Source organism: Parathalassolituus penaei, from assembly GCF_026626885.1.
Taxonomy (GTDB): domain Bacteria; phylum Pseudomonadota; class Gammaproteobacteria; order Pseudomonadales; family Oceanobacteraceae; genus Oceanobacter; species Oceanobacter penaei.
On the sequence record NZ_JAPNOA010000019.1, the window covers coordinates 56,096 to 73,073 of the forward strand.

At 57.0% G+C, this 16,978-nt stretch carries 13 protein-coding genes; 6 read left to right on the forward strand and 7 right to left on the reverse strand.

Going from position 1 to position 16,978, the window contains the following annotated elements:
- Positions 1-60: 60 nt before the first annotated feature.
- Positions 61-2,898, reverse strand: coding sequence for an excinuclease ABC subunit UvrA (gene uvrA, locus OUO13_RS06075; protein WP_283172968.1), 2,838 nt, complete (start codon positions 2,896-2,898; stop codon positions 61-63).
- A gap of 101 nt (positions 2,899-2,999) precedes the next feature.
- On the reverse strand, positions 3,000-3,776 hold the full coding sequence (locus OUO13_RS06080; protein WP_283172969.1) for a helix-turn-helix transcriptional regulator: 777 nt from the start codon (positions 3,774-3,776) through the stop codon (positions 3,000-3,002).
- Between the two features lie 259 nt (positions 3,777-4,035).
- On the opposite strand from OUO13_RS06080, the gene OUO13_RS06085 reads away from it, so the two are divergent.
- The 4 genes from OUO13_RS06085 to OUO13_RS06100 all read left to right on the forward strand — a co-directional run bounded on the left by OUO13_RS06085 (position 4,036) and on the right by OUO13_RS06100 (position 8,069).
- The gene (locus tag OUO13_RS06085) at positions 4,036-5,409 is read left to right on the forward strand and encodes an MFS transporter (RefSeq protein ID WP_283172970.1); all 1,374 of its coding nucleotides are present in this window, start codon (positions 4,036-4,038) and stop codon (positions 5,407-5,409) included.
- Complete coding sequence (gene ssb / locus OUO13_RS06090; protein ID WP_283172971.1) at positions 5,393-6,166, forward strand: single-stranded DNA-binding protein; 774 nt, start codon at positions 5,393-5,395, stop codon at positions 6,164-6,166. The genes OUO13_RS06085 and ssb overlap by 17 nt, the downstream gene beginning before the upstream one ends.
- A gap of 209 nt (positions 6,167-6,375) precedes the next feature.
- Positions 6,376-7,164: a DUF2071 domain-containing protein gene (locus tag OUO13_RS06095; protein WP_283172972.1), complete on the forward strand. Its 789-nt coding sequence runs from the start codon at positions 6,376-6,378 to the stop codon at positions 7,162-7,164.
- A 125-nt stretch (positions 7,165-7,289) separates the two neighbouring features.
- A complete protein-coding gene (locus OUO13_RS06100; protein WP_346429338.1) occupies positions 7,290-8,069 on the forward strand; it encodes an alpha/beta fold hydrolase in 780 nt (259 codons plus the stop codon).
- Between the two features lie 120 nt (positions 8,070-8,189).
- Here OUO13_RS06100 and moeA read toward each other — a convergent pair whose 3' ends face one another.
- The 4 genes from moeA to OUO13_RS06120 all read right to left on the reverse strand — a co-directional run bounded on the left by moeA (position 8,190) and on the right by OUO13_RS06120 (position 12,551).
- Complete coding sequence (moeA, locus tag OUO13_RS06105; protein WP_283172973.1) at positions 8,190-9,428, reverse strand: molybdopterin molybdotransferase MoeA; 1,239 nt, start codon at positions 9,426-9,428, stop codon at positions 8,190-8,192.
- A 2-nt stretch (positions 9,429-9,430) separates the two neighbouring features.
- Positions 9,431-10,093 carry a fumarylacetoacetate hydrolase family protein gene (locus OUO13_RS06110; protein ID WP_283172974.1) on the reverse strand — a complete coding sequence of 221 codons (663 nt, stop codon included), beginning with the start codon at positions 10,091-10,093 and terminating at the stop codon, positions 9,431-9,433.
- Positions 10,094-10,319: 226 nt separating this feature from the next.
- Positions 10,320-10,682, reverse strand: a complete 363-nt coding sequence (locus tag OUO13_RS06115; protein ID WP_283172975.1) for a PilZ domain-containing protein — start codon at positions 10,680-10,682, stop codon at positions 10,320-10,322.
- A 375-nt stretch (positions 10,683-11,057) separates the two neighbouring features.
- Entirely contained in the window at positions 11,058-12,551 is a 1,494-nt protein-coding gene (locus tag OUO13_RS06120) for an aldehyde dehydrogenase (protein ID WP_283172976.1), read from the reverse strand.
- A gap of 452 nt (positions 12,552-13,003) precedes the next feature.
- On the opposite strand from OUO13_RS06120, the gene bioB reads away from it, so the two are divergent.
- Both bioB and OUO13_RS06130 read left to right on the forward strand, forming a co-directional pair.
- The gene (gene bioB / locus OUO13_RS06125; protein WP_283172977.1) at positions 13,004-14,071 is read left to right on the forward strand and encodes a biotin synthase BioB; all 1,068 of its coding nucleotides are present in this window, start codon (positions 13,004-13,006) and stop codon (positions 14,069-14,071) included.
- A gap of 615 nt (positions 14,072-14,686) precedes the next feature.
- Positions 14,687-15,214: a Crp/Fnr family transcriptional regulator gene (locus OUO13_RS06130; protein ID WP_283172978.1), complete on the forward strand. Its 528-nt coding sequence runs from the start codon at positions 14,687-14,689 to the stop codon at positions 15,212-15,214.
- 101 nt (positions 15,215-15,315) lie between these two features.
- On the opposite strand, the gene ettA is transcribed toward OUO13_RS06130, so the two are convergent.
- Positions 15,316-16,977: an energy-dependent translational throttle protein EttA gene (gene ettA, locus OUO13_RS06135; protein WP_283172979.1), complete on the reverse strand. Its 1,662-nt coding sequence runs from the start codon at positions 16,975-16,977 to the stop codon at positions 15,316-15,318.
- Position 16,978 lies beyond the last annotated feature (1 nt).

The following is a 16,978-nucleotide window of genomic DNA, read 5'->3' on the forward strand; positions in this document are numbered from 1 at the left end:
GTCCAGCAAACATGGCTCACAAAACGCGCCGGTATAAAACGGCGGTTATAGAGCCGACGCTTATCCGGCCTGACGCTCTAACAGGGGTTTCAGGAACTTGCCGGTATGCGAGTGCTCACAATTGGCGATTTGCTCCGGTGTGCCTTCGGCGATGATATAACCACCTTTGGAACCACCTTCAGGGCCCATATCCACAATCCAGTCAGCGGTCTTGATCACATCCAGGTTGTGCTCAATCACCACCAGGGTGTTGCCGTGGTCACGCAGTCGGTGCAACACCGCCAGCAGCTGTTCGATGTCCTGAAAGTGCAAACCAGTGGTTGGCTCATCCAGAATGTACAGGGTCTGGCCGGTATCCCGCTTCGACAGTTCGCGCGCCAGTTTCACCCGCTGCGCCTCACCACCGGAGAGTGTGGTCGCCGCCTGTCCCAGTCTGACGTAACTCAGGCCCACATCCATCAGAGTCTGTAACTTGCGCGCCAGCGCCGGAATGGCATCGAAGAATTCACGGGCGTCTTCGATGGTCATCTCCAGCACTTCGTGGATATTTTTGCCCTTGTAACGGATGTCCAGCGTTTCGCGGTTGTAACGTTTGCCATGGCAAACATCACACGGCACGTAGATATCTGCCAGGAAGTGCATTTCCACCTTGATCACACCGTCGCCCTGACAAGCCTCACAACGGCCACCACGGACGTTAAACGAGAAGCGGCCCGGCGTATAACCACGGGAGCGCGATTCCTGGGTACCGGCAAACAGCTCACGAATTGGCGTAAAAATACCGGTGTAGGTCGCCGGGTTGGAACGTGGTGTACGACCAATCGGGCTCTGGTCGATATCCACAACCTTGTCGAGCAACTTCAGGCCTTCAATGCCGTCATGTTCGGCAGCTTTCAGCGTGGTCGCGCCGTTCAGCGCGGTCGATGCCAACGGGAACAGGGTGCGGTTAATCAGAGTCGATTTGCCGGAACCGGATACCCCGGTCACACAGGTCATCAAACCCAGAGGCAGTTTGACGGTGACGTTGTTGAGGTTGTTTCCGCGTGCGCCACTGAGGATCAGCTCTTTTTTTGGATCGTACGGGGTACGTTTTTTCGGTACCTCGATGGCACGCTGACCGGACAGATACTGGCCGGTGACGGAATCCGGATTGGCGGTGACTTCGGCCGGAGTGCCCTTGGCCACCACCTGGCCACCATGAACACCGGCACCGGGGCCAATGTCGATCAGATAGTCGGCGCTGCGAATGGCGTCTTCATCGTGCTCCACCACCAATACGGTGTTACCGAGGTCACGCAGGTGGAACAGGGTCTTGAGCAGACGGTCGTTATCACGCTGGTGCAAACCGATCGACGGCTCGTCGAGGATGTACATCACCCCGACCAGACCAGCACCAATCTGCGAGGCCAGACGAATACGCTGGGCTTCACCACCGGAAAGTGTGTCGGAGCTGCGGTTCAGGGTCAGGTATTCCAGACCCACGTTCACCAGAAAACTCAGACGCTCACGGATTTCCTTGAGAATCTTCTCGGCGATTTCGCCCTTGTGACCGGCCAGCTTGAGGCCGGTGAAATACTGGTGTGCGTCTTCCACCGCCAGAGCGGTACAGGCGTGAATGGTCTTGTCGCCAATAAAAACGTGGCGAGCTTCCTGACGCAGGCGTGAGCCTTCACAGGCCGGGCACGGCTGCACACTCAGGTATTTGGCCAGTTCTTCACGCACCGCCGCCGAATCGGTTTCGTGGTAACGACGGTCGAGGTTGGTCAGCACACCTTCAAACGGGTGTGACTTGATGATCTGGTCTCCACGGGAATTCACATAAACGAAGTTGATTTCGTCGTCACCACTGCCGCGCAGGATACGTTCGCGGTTCGCCGCCGACAGCGAGGCAAACGGCGCGCTGATATCAAAGCCGTAATGGTCAGCGACCGCACAAATCATCTGGAAGTAATAAACACTGCGACGATCCCAGCCACGAATGGCACCTTCACTGATCGACAGGCTGCTATCAACGACCACCAGCTCCGGGTCGAAGTACTGTTTGACGCCCAGACCATCACAGCTCGGGCAAGCACCGGCCGGGTTGTTGAACGAAAACAGGCGCGGCTCCAGCTCGGACAGGCTGTAACCACAGTGCGGGCAAGAGAACTGCGAGGAAAACAGCAACGGCTCGGCCTTGTCGTCATCCATCGACTGCACCAGCACCAGACCACCACTCAGCTCCAGACAGGTTTCAATGGACTCGGCCAGACGCTGCTGAATACCGTCTTTCACCTTGAAACGGTCCACCACCACTTCGATGCTGTGTTTGCGGCGCTTGTCGAGTTCCGGGGTATCGTCGAGATCACATACCAGACCATCCACCCGCACCCGCACAAAGCCTTGGGCACGCAGGCTTTCGAACACATGCAGGTGTTCGCCCTTACGGTCACGCACCACCGGCGCGAGGATCATCTGTTTGCTGTCTTCTGCCAGCGCCATGATGCCATCGACCATCTGGCTGACGGTCTGGGCCTCCAGCGCCACACCATGATCCGGGCAACGCGGTGTGCCAACCCGGGCAAACAGCAGACGCAGGTAGTCATAGATTTCGGTAACGGTGCCGACGGTGGAACGCGGGTTATGCGAGGTGGACTTCTGTTCGATGGAAATGGCCGGTGACAGACCTTCAATCAGGTCGACATCGGGCTTTTCCATCACCGACAGGAACTGGCGCGCGTAGGTCGACAGCGACTCCACATAACGGCGCTGGCCTTCCGCATAAAGAGTATCGAAGGCCAGGGATGATTTGCCGGAACCACTGAGGCCGGTAATCACCACCAGCTTGTCGCGGGGAATGTCGAGGTCAACGTTTTTCAGGTTGTGGGTCCGGGCACCCCTGACCAGAATCTTGTCCATGCTGCGCTTCACCGTGGCAAAAGGACCATTGTAAAGGATGCCGTCAGGAGTTACAGCGGCGACAGCCCGGTGGCAATGTCCAGAATCTGGAACTCTGCGACTCAGGCTTCCGAGCTGTGTGATTCCGTTTCGACTTCTGGTTCGAGCGGATTCAGCGGTGCGGTGACCAGCAGCCGCAACATGCCCGGATCACAGTCATCAAAACGATGCTCACGAGCCCAGTTCACCAGCTGCACGCGATTACTCACCCCGACCTTGCGGAACAGGTTATACACGTGAGTTTTGATGGTGTGACAGCTCAGTTCGAGGCGGTCGGCGATGTCCTGATTGGAATAACCGCCCGACAGCTGCACCAGAATTTCCGCCTCGCGTGGTGTCAGGCCAATATCCAGTGCCTGCCGACGATCAGGTTTGATGCGGGTTTGCTCAAGATGACGAATCACCAGCAAGCGCGGAATCCAGTACTCACCGGCACAGATAGCATCAAGACCACGTAGCATGTCAGCGGCCAGCACGGTGTCATGAAAGAAGCCTCGTACTCCAGGCCAGCTGATCAGATTTTCCGACCCCGTGCCAATGCCACACTGATACAACACCAGTAGCGGCTGACAGGCGTTAGCAAACGCCAGTTCCATCAAGGGTACCAGCTGCGACGAGCGTTCACCGGTGCAATCAAACAGCACCATCAGGCCGCCATGAGAGGTTTCCAGCTGATCGGATAACAGGTAACGACGGAAGTCATCGTCGTCGAGAATAAAACACTCGGTTCCATCCATGTGCATACGCAAGGTTTCGAGCAGAACGCGGTTGTCGAGGTTACGTCGTCCAACCATTACCAACTGTTGAATGCGGAACAGAACAGGATCTGAAGTGGCCATATATCCTCCTTGATAGCCTTTGCCAGCCCTTAGGGCACGCTTCCTGGTCAGAGCACAGTCTAACGGAATTGCCCCACCACCACAGCCTGACCTTCAGGCCAGTTGTCAGGTTATCCCGGAGAACAATGTCCATGCTTCCGGGGTTTAACTCATCATCCGCGCAGATTACTGATAAACTACCGCGCTTTTTCGTGGCGAGGCCTTTTAGCGTCGGCCGTGCCTGTTCACCGTACATGCCATTGTTACCCGGTAATAGTTCATGATTCCGAATACTTCACCCGTTAACCAGCGCGCCATCGGCTCACTGGCTGCCCTTTACGCTCTGCGCATGTTGGGGCTGTTTATGGTTCTGCCCGTGATGATGATCGACGGCCTGAAACTGACCGATGCCACACCGGCCCTGCTGGGTCTGGCCATGGGGGTTTACGGACTGACCCAGTCACTGCTGCAGATTCCGGCGGGAGCCCTGTCTGACCGCATTGGCCGTAAACCGGTGATTGTGGTGGGATTGCTTATTTTCGCTGCTGGCAGCCTGCTGGCCGCTTCTGCCGATAACGTCTATCAACTGATCGCCGGTCGCGCCCTGCAAGGTGGCGGTGCCATTGCCAGTGCCATCATGGCGCTGGTAACCGACCTCACCGACGAAACCAACCGCATGAAAGCCATGGCCTTTATTGGTGCCAGCATCGGTTTGTCGTTTTCGGTCGCCCTGGTACTCGGCCCGTGGTTATCGGGCCTCGGAGGCCTCAGCCTGATTTTCAGCATGACTGGTGCATTGGCCATTGGTGGTGTACTGGTCACCTTGCTGGTGATTCCCAATCCGCCCAGAACCCGACATCGGGATGCCACGGCGGTCTGGAGTGAAGTTGCCAAACAGCTCACTAATTTGCGCATGTGGCCATTAAACGCTGGCGTGTTTTTACTGCATGCTCTGATGGTCGCTATTTTTGTTGCCATTCCACTGCAACTGACTCAGCTCGGTCTGGAAAAAAGCAATCACAGCCATCTGTATCTGCCGGTGCTGTTGCTGGCCTTTGTGCTGATGGTGCCGCTGATCATCATTGCGGAAAAACGTCGCCAAATGAAAAAGGTGGTACTGATCGCCGCAATGCTGATCATCATCGCCCTGGTGCTGATGACCCAGGCCCATGCCGTGTGGCACTGGGGTGCCCTGCTGCTGGTGTATTTCCTCGGTTTTAACCTGATGGAAGCCAGCCTGCCATCGTGGCTGAGCAAAATTGCCCCAGCCGGTTCCAAAGGCAGCGCCATGGGTATCTATTCATCCATGCAGTTCCTCGGTGCCTTCTGCGGCGGCGCCATTGGCGGCAGTCTGATGAGTCACTATGGTTATCAGGTGCTGTTTGCGCTGTTCGCCGCCCTGGTGGTGGTGTGGGCACTGGTGCTGATGGCTACTCCTGCGCCACATCATCTCAACAGTGTGCGTTTGACCATTCAGGCGCCGTTAAACCAGATACAATATCGAGCATTAACCGCCCTTAAAGGGGTCTCCGAGCTGATTGAATTGCCGGAGGAAGGTGCGGTTTATCTGAAAGTGAATGCCAGTGAATTCGACCAGCAACTAGCACTGGCCATTATTGAGTCAACAGGAGAAACACATGGGTCGCAGCGTTAACAAGGTTACTCTGATCGGTACTCTGGGCCGGGACCCGGAAGTTCGCTACATGCCGAACGGCAATGCCGTTGCCAACGTCAACCTGGCTACCGATGAAAGTTACATGGACAAACAGACTGGCCAGAAGGTTGAACAAACCGAATGGCACCGTCTGGTGGTGTACGGAAAACTGGCCGAAATCTGCCAGCAGTTCCTGAAAAAAGGCTCACGTGCCTACTTTGAAGGTCGCCTGAAAACCCGCGAATGGGAAAAAGACGGCATCAAACGTTACACCACTGAAATCGTTGCCAACGACATGATGATGCTCGACCGCGCCAACGACGGCATGGGTATGGGCGGCGGCATGTCCGGTGGTATGGGCGGTGGCATGGGTGGCGGTTACCAGCAGCCAAGTGCAGCGGCCATGATGAACCCGGCACCAGCACCTCAGCAGCCAGCGTACGGCCAGGCTCCGGCACCACAACAACCGTCTTACCAGGCACCGGCTCCACAACAGCCAGCCTACGGTCAGGCTCCGGCTCAGGGTTACAACCCGGCGCCACAACAAGCACCGCAGCAGGTGCCACAACAAGCACCACAACAGGCACCGCAGCAGCCAGCCTACAACCAGGCTCCTGCTCAGGGCGGTTACAACCAAGGTTACCAGCAAGCGCCACAGCGTCCGGCTGCACCTGCTCCTTCTTACCAGCAGGCACCACAACCGGCGCAACAGCCAAGCAACAACTTCGACGATTTCGACGACGACATCCCGTTCTGATCGACGTCCCGAGCTCGAAGCAAGACCCGAAAAAGCGGCTGATTCCAGCCGCTTTTTTTATGCCCGGTATTGGCTGTTCTGTATTGTATGGCCGGATATTTGGTAGAGATTATCCAGGCCAGACATTGGTCAACGGATCACACTTGTTGGCAGCCATTCACCGTATGCTGATTGAGTATGCTGAACGATGTCCGCCGTAAGGAGCCCCCATGCAGGAACCCCGTGAGTTTGCCGATTATCTGTTGCCGCGCCCAACCCCATCCGGGATTGATATCGACTGTGGTCTGCAGCACTTTGCGATTATTACCTGGGCTGTTCCGGCGCACCGTTTTGATGGCCTGATGCCAGAACGTTTCCAGCTCGATACGGTTATGGTGAACGGAGTTGAATGCGGGCTGATTTCTGCTGTGCCCTTTGTGGATGTGGATTTCACTTCGGCGGTATTCCCGTTCCCGCGTTTTACCATGGGGCAGACCAACTACCGGATTTACATCATCGACCGCCAGAGCGGCGAACGGGCGGTGTGGTTTCTCGGCACCACCCTGGATTCCTGGACGTTACTGGTGCCACGTTTCCTGTGGCAGCTGCCCTGGCATCCGGGCACGATCCGTTTCGATTGCCAGCAAGACCCGGCCAGCGGTCGTTACCAGCGCTATTACATGCGCACCGACTCAGAATGGGCCAGCGCCGAGGTTGAGCTGTTCCAGACAGGGTCTGAACACTTCAACTTCCCCGGTTTCCCCGATACCAGCACTGCGCTGCTGTACCTGACGCACCCGCTGGCCGGATTTTATTACCGCCGCGATGGCCAACCGGGTACTTATCGGGTCTGGCACGACCGTCTGCAAGTGCAACCGGCCCAACTGCGCAGTGCCCGTTTTGACTTGCTCGACCGCCTCGGGCTGGTTTCCATTAGCGAACAGCAAACGCCTTACAGCGTACTGATCGAACCGCTGAATCACTTCACGATTTATCTGCCGCCGCAGCGTCTGGACTGACGCCCACCCTGTTCCTGATCGGCCAGTCTTGCGATACTGCGCGCCGGCGGCGAATGACGCCCCGCCGCATGTATCACACTCTGCCGGATCAGCATCGGGCAGATTAGCCTCTGACAGGAGCCTGTATGTCCGCACTGAAACTCAACTACCAAGTCCAGGGTGAAGGCCAACCCTTGCTGATTCTGCACGGCCTGTTTGGCATGTTGCAGAACTGGGGAGCCCAGACCAAGGCACTGGCAGACCAGTTTCAGGTGATTACCGTTGATATGCGTAACCACGGCCGCTCCCCACACAGCGCCGAGATCAGTTATCCACTGATGGCCGCCGACCTGCGACTGCTGATTAACGATCTGGGTTATGACAAGGTCGACCTGCTTGGTCATTCGATGGGTGGCAAGGCCGCCATGCAACTGGCCTGTGAAGCCAACAGCCCGATTGCTCGCCTGATCGTTGCCGACATTGCCCCCGTGAGTTATCCAAACCACCACAGCGGCGTGTTTGCTGGTCTGAAATCGGTGGATACCCAGACGCTGAAGTCGCGTCAGGAAGCCGACCGGATTCTGGCCGAACACATCCCCGAGGCATCGGTGCGAGCATTTCTGCTCACCAACCTGTTCCGCGATGGTGAGCATTTTGGCTGGCGTATGAATCTGGCCGCACTCGACCAGCAATACACGGAAATCAGCCGCGCCCCACAACTGCAACAGCCGTTCGAAGGCCCGACCCTGTTTATCAAGGGCGGCAACAGTGACTACATTGTGGCGGACTATCAGCAGGAAATTCTGCGTTGGTTCCCGAAGGCCACCTACAAGATCATCGCTGAAACCGGCCACTGGCCACATGCCGAAAAAGCCGAGCTGTTCACCAGTGTGGTTCGGCGGTTTCTGAGCGATAAGACGGAATAACCCTCGCTCGAACCATAACCCTCGCTCGAAGCATCACCCTCGTTCGAGTCTCGGGCTCAAAAACACCAACGCCCGCAAAAGCGGGCGTTGGTGTTTTTATTTCGGATCAAGTCAGCCGTATCAGGTCAGCAGGCCATCAAACAGCACCACCTTCACGTATTCACCGGCATCCACACCCGGACTGTCAGCCGCCAACACAATATAGGCATCGGACTGGCTCATGGTGGTGAGCAGCGATGAGCCCTGACGTGGCAAGGCGCGGGCACGGAACACACCCTCGTCGTCTTTCCAGACGATGGCACGCTGGAAGTCCATACGCCCCGGACGCTTGCGGATTTTTTCATCCACCATAGCATCCAGTTTCAGCAATGGTTTGACTTCCTCACCGGCCAGACGACGCAGCATTGGCACCACCAGCTGGTGGAAGGTCACCATGGCTGATACCGGGTTACCCGGCAAACCGGCGTAGAAGCTGGTCGGCAGGCGGCCAAACGCAAACGGTTTGCCAGGCTTGATGGCCAGTTTCCAGAGTTCAACTGAACCCAGCTCCGCCAGAATCTGGCGACTGAGATCTGCTTCGCCCACCGATACACCACCAGAGCTGATCACCAGATCGGCCTGAGTGTCGGCGTTCAGGAAAGCCTGACGGAGGGCATCGATATCATCATTGATGATGCCGAAGTCGATCACTTCACAGCCCATGCGGCGCAGCAAGGACGCCAGCACAAAGCTGTTGGATTCATAAATCTGGCCAGGCTGCAGCGGCACACCCGGACGCACCAGTTCGTTACCGGTCGCCATCAGCGCCACCCGGATACGGCGCACAACGTTAACACTGCCAACACCGATACTGGCCAACAGGCCAAGGTCAGCAGCACGCAGACGACGTCCGGCCTGCAACACCTGTTGGCCAGGCTCAATTTCTTCACCGGCCTTGCGAATGTTGGAACCCGGCTTGATCGCTGCCCGCACCCGGATGGTGCCATCGTTACTGACTTCGGCATCTTCCTGCATGATGACGGTATCCGCGCCCGGCGGAATCATGGCTCCCGTCATGATTCGGGCACAGGTGCCCGGCTCCAGCGGTTGCCCCATCGGGTCACCGGCCATCACACGCTGTGTTACCTCAAGACGGTCATATTCCGTCAGGTCCTCGATGCGCACTGCATAACCATCCATGGCCGAGTTGTCGGCCGGTGGCACCGACATGGTACTGAGAACATCGGCCGACAACACACGGCCATCCGCCGCGGCAATGTCGAGCAGTTCGGATTCGGTTAATGGCAGGATTTGGCCGATGATGGTCTGTAACGCATCATCAAGCGTACGCATACCAGGCGTGGTATCACAGCTGGCCATGGTCAGGCTCCTTGAACGGTCGCTGGGATCACCAGCCAGTCAGCCAAACGCGCTTCCAGGCGATCACCTGGCAGCAGCGGACCAACTCCGGCTGGAGTTCCGGTAAGAATGACATCCCCTGGTTGCAGGGCGAAGGTCTGGCTGATTTCGGCAATCAGAGCCAGGATCGGGAACAGCATTACCGAGCTGTTACCCTGTTGTTGTATGGCCCCGTTACGCACCAGGCTGAGATCGAGGTCTTGCCAGTTGCTAACGCGGGCAGCATCCACAAACGTCGACAACGGCGCAGCACCATCAAAGGCCTTGGCACGTTCCCACGGCTGGCCCTTGGCCTTGAGTTTGTCCTGCACATCCCGCAAGGTCAGGTCGATACCCAGACCAACACCAGCGATGGCTTCCGCCGCCTGTTGCTGATCAGCACGGCTCAGCGGCTGGCCAATCAGAATGGCGATTTCCAGCTCGTGATGTACGGAGCCCTGATCAGTCGGAATGCTGAACGCAGGCGACATCGGCACGGCAGCAGAGGCTGGTTTGATGAAGAGAATGGCCTGATCCGGGATAGGATTGTTCAATTCCAGAGCATGCGCGGCGTAGTTACGACCAACACAAACAATCTTGCCAACGGCATGGGCAAATGGCTGCCCGTTCAGCTGTGGAATAAACATGGCGGAACTCCGACAAAGGGTTAAGGATGCTACTATAACAGCCCTTTTGGGCATTAGAGCACACTGCAGCATAACAAACCGTTACACAAGCTCTGCCATTAAAGCGACTCGAATATTCTCTCTGGCACCACTTCTGGTCGGTCCGCCCCAGCTGCCGCCATGCCAGTCAGGGCATTATGCCCCACTGACAGAAACGCAGCCCGACGGATAAGAATAGCGTCAGGATTCAGTACTTGTCCGAACGAATCAGTTCAGCCAACTCCCGATGGATAGACACTGAATCCGGCAGATTCAGCTCAAGAACCCGTCGCAAGACGGTAAGGCTCTCCAGATCCATGGAGTCACAGGCACAGCCGACAACATCGTCATCAATATGTGCCACCGAGCAGTCCATCAGGATGGACTCACGCTCGGTAATGACAATTGTGATGCGGATATGCTGCTCAAGCGCCCAGTCAACTTCGGGAGGGCGCACCAGCAGAACACCACGTGCGCTGATATCCAGACACTGGGCGTCCATCTGATAGCCACGGGTTTCGATCCGCGCCCGGCGCAAGAAGGGTACTCGGGTAAACCGGCGTTGATTCATGTTGTATTCCTGTACTGTTATTACAGGTTTAGCTGATTCGCCGGGATTCGCAAATCCAGGCTGTGCTCCCTGTTCATCTAGGGACCCTCTGAATAACTCGGTGCCCGCTCTGGCTTATCGGGATGGTGATGAATCACGAAGCCGGTTTGATGGCATAGCGGGCTACGTCAAAAACCGGCGACACAGAGTCATCACCATCCCGAAAGCCCCGAAGGGCGCGGGCTGCAGCGCATTTTAGCGGTGTTGACGAACTAGAAAAGGACCCGGCCAGGTTGGTTCGTCATTTCGCTGCGTTCGTCGCCTTGCTCACACACGCTGCAGCACTCGCGCAGAGCTGTGCAGAGTTATTCAGAGTGTCCCTAGCTCCTGTAAGGCTCAGTATTCTATCCAGGTGGTTTTTAACTCACTGTAGTCGTTCATGGCATGCATCGACTTGTCTCGACCATTACCGGACTGGCGGAAGCCGCCAAATGGCACGGTAATATCGCCGCCGAAGTAGTTGTTAACTCCCATGGTGCCGGTGCGCACTCCTCCGGCAACCCGCAAAGCAGTATTGATGTCACGACTCCACACCGCTCCGGCCAGTCCATAACTGGAATCATTGGCAATCCGTACGGCTTCTTCAGCAGTGGCAAACGGGATCGCTACCATCACCGGCCCGAAGATTTCCTCACGGGCGATGCTCATCTGATTGTGAACATCCCGTACCAACGTAGGTGGGTAAAAATGGCCAGCCATCGCCGCTGGCTGAATTGGCTCACCACCACACAGCACCTTGCCACCTTCAGAACGACCGGTTTCGACCCAGGCGTGAATGCGCTGTTGCTGCGCCGCATCAATTACCGCGCCCATCCGGGTGGCAGGGTTAAGCGGATCACCCGGTTGCCAGTCAGAAGCCTTGCGTACCACGGCCTCGACAAATTCATCGTAAATGGATTCCTGTACCAATAAGCGCGAACCAGCCGTACAGGTCTGGCCACTGTTGTACCAGCCAGCAATCGCGGCCCAGGTAATGGCCTGCTCGCGATCGGCATCCGCAAACACTATATTGGCGCTTTTGCCACCGAGTTCTAGGAAGGTGCGCTTGAGGTTACTTTGACCAGCGTATTGCATCAGCAACTTGCCAACTGCGGTGGAGCCGGTGAAGGTCTGGCCACTGATGCCCGGATGCAGGCACAGATGTTTCCCCAGAGTCGGGCCGTCGCCCGGCACCACGTTGAGCACACCATCCGGCAAACCGGCTTCGGTGGCCAGTTCGGCGATCCGTAGCGCGGTTAACGGGGTTTTTGGATCGGGTTTCAGCACCACCGAATTTCCCATCGCCAATGAAGGGGCCAGCTTCCAGGCCGTGGTTGAGAGCGGAAAATTCCACGGCACAATCGCCAGCACCACGCCCAGTGGCAACCGCTGGATCAGTGCCAGGGTGCCTGGCGCGGTCGGGGCGATTTCGCCATAAACCTTGTCGATGGCCTCGGCCGTCCAGCGAATGGTGTTAATAGCCGATGGCACATCAATATCGACACAATCACTGATCGGCTTGCCAACATCGAGACTTTCGAGCAAGGCCAGTTCGTGGTGATGCTGTTCGATCAGCTCGGCCCAGCGCACCAGAATCCGTTTGCGGTCACGTGGTGCCATATTGGCCCAGGTGCCACGCTCGAATACCTCATGGGCATTGGCGACCGCCACATCACCGTCTTCGGCCTGACATTCTGCTATGTCAGCCAACACCGCGCCGGTCGCCGGATTGATACAGGGCCGGGTTGTTCCGGACAGCGCACTCACCGGGCGGCCGTTAATCCAGGCCTGGGTCGGCACAGCCAGCTCACGGGCACGAGCGCCCCAATCCTGATGCGTTATAACAGACATGGCTTACTCCTCGCGGCCAGCAATAGCCGAATAATCCTTGCACAAGAACGTCCCGCCAGCGGCAATACGGACAGGCCAACCAATGCCGTTGGCAACCGGGATCGACAGGAAAACGCCTGCCCGGTGGAGAGTGGACCATCGCACCATCGAAGCGGCACGTTACGGTCAATAAGGGTGTAAACCGGAGTGGTCATATCCGCCTCCTGTTTCCCTGAATCGCAGCTCAGGGCCAGTTGCTCCGATGGCGAACCAATCGGGATATGCCTCTGTTATAGCAGGATGTTTTGGCATTTGACCACCGCCGCCCGCCAACCAGCCACTTTGCGATGTTGTTATCAATGTTCACTTTTGCTGCTTTTTTGAACATCTGTCAAAGCCGTGAGCCCGCCTGCATTGAGTGGCAGCGGCACAGTCGGGATGATGGCTTTTTTATCCTGCTTGCGGAGACACGCATGACCATCGCCCAACCAGCCATCGCTGCCCACACTGACGCCAACCTGCGCCACGACTGGACGCTGGACGAAGTTCAGGCGCTGTTCAGCAAGCCGTTCAACGATCTGCTGTTCCAGGCCCAGACCCTGCACCGCCAGTACTTTGATCCAAACGCCGTGCAAGTCAGCACCCTGCTGTCGATCAAGACCGGTGCCTGCCCGGAAGACTGCAAATACTGCCCACAAAGTGCGCGTTACGACACCGGCCTCGAAAAAGAGCGCCTTATGGAAGTCGAAGCCGTACTAGAAAAAGCCAAGGCCGCCAAAGCCGCTGGCTCCGACCGTTTCTGTATGGGGGCCGCCTGGCGTTCACCGCACGAACGCGACATGCCATACGTACTGGCCATGGTCAAAGGCGTAAAAGAACTCGGTCTGGAAACCTGTATGACCCTGGGGATGCTGGATGAAGGTAAAGCCCAGCGTCTGGCCGAAGCCGGTCTGGACTACTACAACCACAACCTCGATACCTCACCAGAGTTCTACGGTGAGATCATCAGCACCCGTACTTACGAAGACCGTCTGGGTACCCTCGACAACGTCCGTAAAGCCGGTATGAAGGTGTGCTCCGGTGGTATTCTGGGCATGGGCGAAAGCAAGCGTGACCGCGCCGGTCTGCTGCGTCAGCTCGCCAACCTGCCACAACATCCGGATTCCGTGCCAATCAACCAGCTGGTGAAAGTGGCGGGTACTCCGCTGGAAAACGCCGAAGAAGTGGACCCGCTCGACTTCATCCGCACCATCGCAGTGGCCCGTATCCTGATGCCAAAATCCCACGTGCGTCTGAGTGCCGGTCGTGAACAGATGACCGAAGAAATGCAGGCCATGTGTTTCTTTGCCGGTGCCAACTCGATTTTCTACGGCGAATGCCTGCTGACCACCCCAAACCCGGCGGCCAACAAGGACCAGGCGCTGTTCCGCAAACTGGGCATCAACTCCGAACACAAGGTGACCCAGGCGCCAGCCGAGCTGGAAGCCATTCTGGCCAGCCGTCCGGACGAGTCCGCACAATACTCTCGTGTTGGCGTATAACCGGCCAGCTCCGGACCGATAGCAACCAACAGAAAATCGCCCTTCCCGGCCGATGCCGATCAGGCGGCACTCTTCGACATCGGATGGCTGCACGATCCACACGGCTTGTTAATTGGCACAACCGTATGCCCTCTTGGGGGACCTTGTCCCCCGGCCGGGCGGGTCGGCCGTTGCGGTGAATCCCGGCTCGCCCAGATGGGCATGGTGCAGCCAGCTGCGCTGGGCAACGTCGGTAATCCATAACGCGGCTATCGCTGAGAGAATGAATCAAACGCGTAGTTTTATGTCCGGCATATTCATGGGTATAAACACAGGACCAGCCCTGATGCGGATCGGTGTTGGGAGTCCTTGGCTGATATGGCGGCTTTTCTGTTTGTATAATCAGCCGCAGGACGTGCTGCTACCAATCTGCCAGGAATGACTCTCCTGCCTCAGAAGATCACCACGCAACCACTCTGTGCTAGTCTGAAATAACGGGGCTGATATTGATCAGCGTCGGGAACTGCGAGGCTGGACGTCATAACGGCAGCCAATCGGGACGGTAATTATTTTGGACTTTCAGGCCGGATTGCTCCGCAGTAGCATGAATTACGGAAGACTGACCAGGAAACTGCCATGTTTCGACAATCTGGCGTTCAAAGTACGGTGCCATCAACGCCGGGCCTGACCCCCCAACGTCTCGCCCTGCTGCAATCGATGCCGATCTTTGGCGCATTAAACGCTACCAGCATTGCTTTTATCGAAAGCCATTGTCGCTGTCTTGAGCTGGAAGCCGGACAAGTGATCTTCTACGAAGGCGACCCCGCCAGCTCCCTGTTTGTACTGGAACAAGGCACTGCCGAAGTCATGAAACAGTGTGGCCCCGACCTGCGCCGTTTGCGCTGGTTACACGATGGTGACTGTTTTGGTGAAATGGCGATTGTGGATATGAACCCACGCGGAGCCACCGTGCGTACCACCACCCCTTGCAAGGCGCTGGAAATTCCGACCGAGGCGCTGTACGGCCTCTACGAACTGGATCTTGAACAGTTCACCCTGATCCAGATGAACATGCTGCGCGAAGTCAGCCGTCGTTTGCGCTACCTGATCGAAAAACTTGCTGACAGCCAGCCGGAAATGCTGGAGAAAGCCACCAAGGTCTGACGTCGACTCCCTCCCCTAACGCCCAAAAGCAAACGACCCGGACAGAGCCGGGCCGTTGGCAAGTCGGGGTATTCAGATGCCCCCTGTTTTTACATCGGCCATTACGCCAGACGCTTGTACTTCACACGTTTCGGAGCCGCATCGTTGCCGAGGCGTTTCTTGCGGTCTTCTTCGTATTCGGTGTAGTTACCTTCGAAGAAGGTCACTTTCGAATCACCTTCGTACGCCATGATGTGAGTAGCAATACGGTCGAGGAACCAGCGGTCGTGCGATACCACCATCACAGTGCCCGGGAACGCATCAATCGCTTCTTCCAGTGCACGCAGGGTTTCCACGTCGAGGTCGTTTGACGGTTCGTCGAGGAGCAGTACGTTCGCGCCCTGCTTCAGGGTATAAGCCAGCTGCAGACGGCCACGTTCACCACCGGACAGCTCGCCCACACGTTTCTGCTGGTCGCCGCCCTTGAAGTTGAAACGGCCAATGTAGGAACGGCTCTGGTAGTCCTTGCCGTTGATGTTGATCACATCCATACCATCAGAGATGGCTTCCCACACGGTCTTCTTGTCGTCCAGCTCATCACGCAGCTGTTCAACGAAGGCCAGTTTCACGGTTTCGCCCAGTACGACTTCACCGGAATCCGGTTTTTCCTGACCCGCAATCATACGGAACAGGGTGGACTTACCAGCACCGTTACCACCGATGATACCGACGATGGCACCTGGCGGTACGGTGAAGCTGAGGTCATCGATCAGCACGCGGTCACCGAAGGTTTTGGTAACGTTATGGAATTCGATCACCTTGTCGCCCAGACGTGGACCTGGCGGAATGTAGATCTCGTTGGTCTCGTTACGAGCCTGGAATTCGCGGGAGTTCATTTCCTCGAAGCGAGCCAGACGGGCCTTGGACTTGGCCTGACGACCCTTGGCACCCTTACGAACCCATTCGAGTTCGTGTTTGATGGCCTTGGCGTGAGCCTCTTCCTGCTTCTTCTCCTGCTCCAGACGGGCTTCCTTGGTTTCCAGCCAGGTGGTGTAGTTACCCTGGTAAGGAATACCGTGACCACGGTCCAGTTCCAGAATCCACTCGGCGCAGTTGTCGAGGAAGTAACGATCGTGGGTAATGGCCACCACGGTGCCTGGGTATTCTTCCAGGAATTTCTCCAGCCAGCCTACGGATTCGGCATCCAGGTGGTTGGTCGGTTCGTCGAGCAGCAGCATGTCCGGCTTGGACATCAGCAGACGGCAGAGCGCCACACGACGGCGCTCACCACCGGACAGTTTGGTAACGTCGGCGTCCCATGGCGGCAGACGCAGGGCATCAGCAGCCACTTCCATATGACGGTCCATATCGTGACCACCGGCGGCTTCGATGAAGGATTCCAGCTGGCCCTGTTTTTTGGCCAGCGCATCAAAGTCAGCGTCCGGTTCAGCGTAGGCAGCATAAACAGCATCCAGTGCTGCCTTGGCATCCATCAATTCACGCAGACCATCTTCTACGTTACCCTTTACGTCCTTATTTGGATCCAGTTCAGGTTCCTGCGGCAGGTATCCGATTTTCAGATCCGGCTGAGGACGGGCTTCACCGATAATGTCGGTATCAATACCTGCCATGATCTTCAGCAGGGTGGACTTGCCGGAGCCGTTAAGACCGAGAACGCCAATCTTGGCGCCCGGGAAAAAGGACAAGGAAATGTCCCGCAGGATCTGACGTTTGGGCGGAACAATTTTGCCCAAACGGTTCATCGTAAAAACATACTGTGCCATG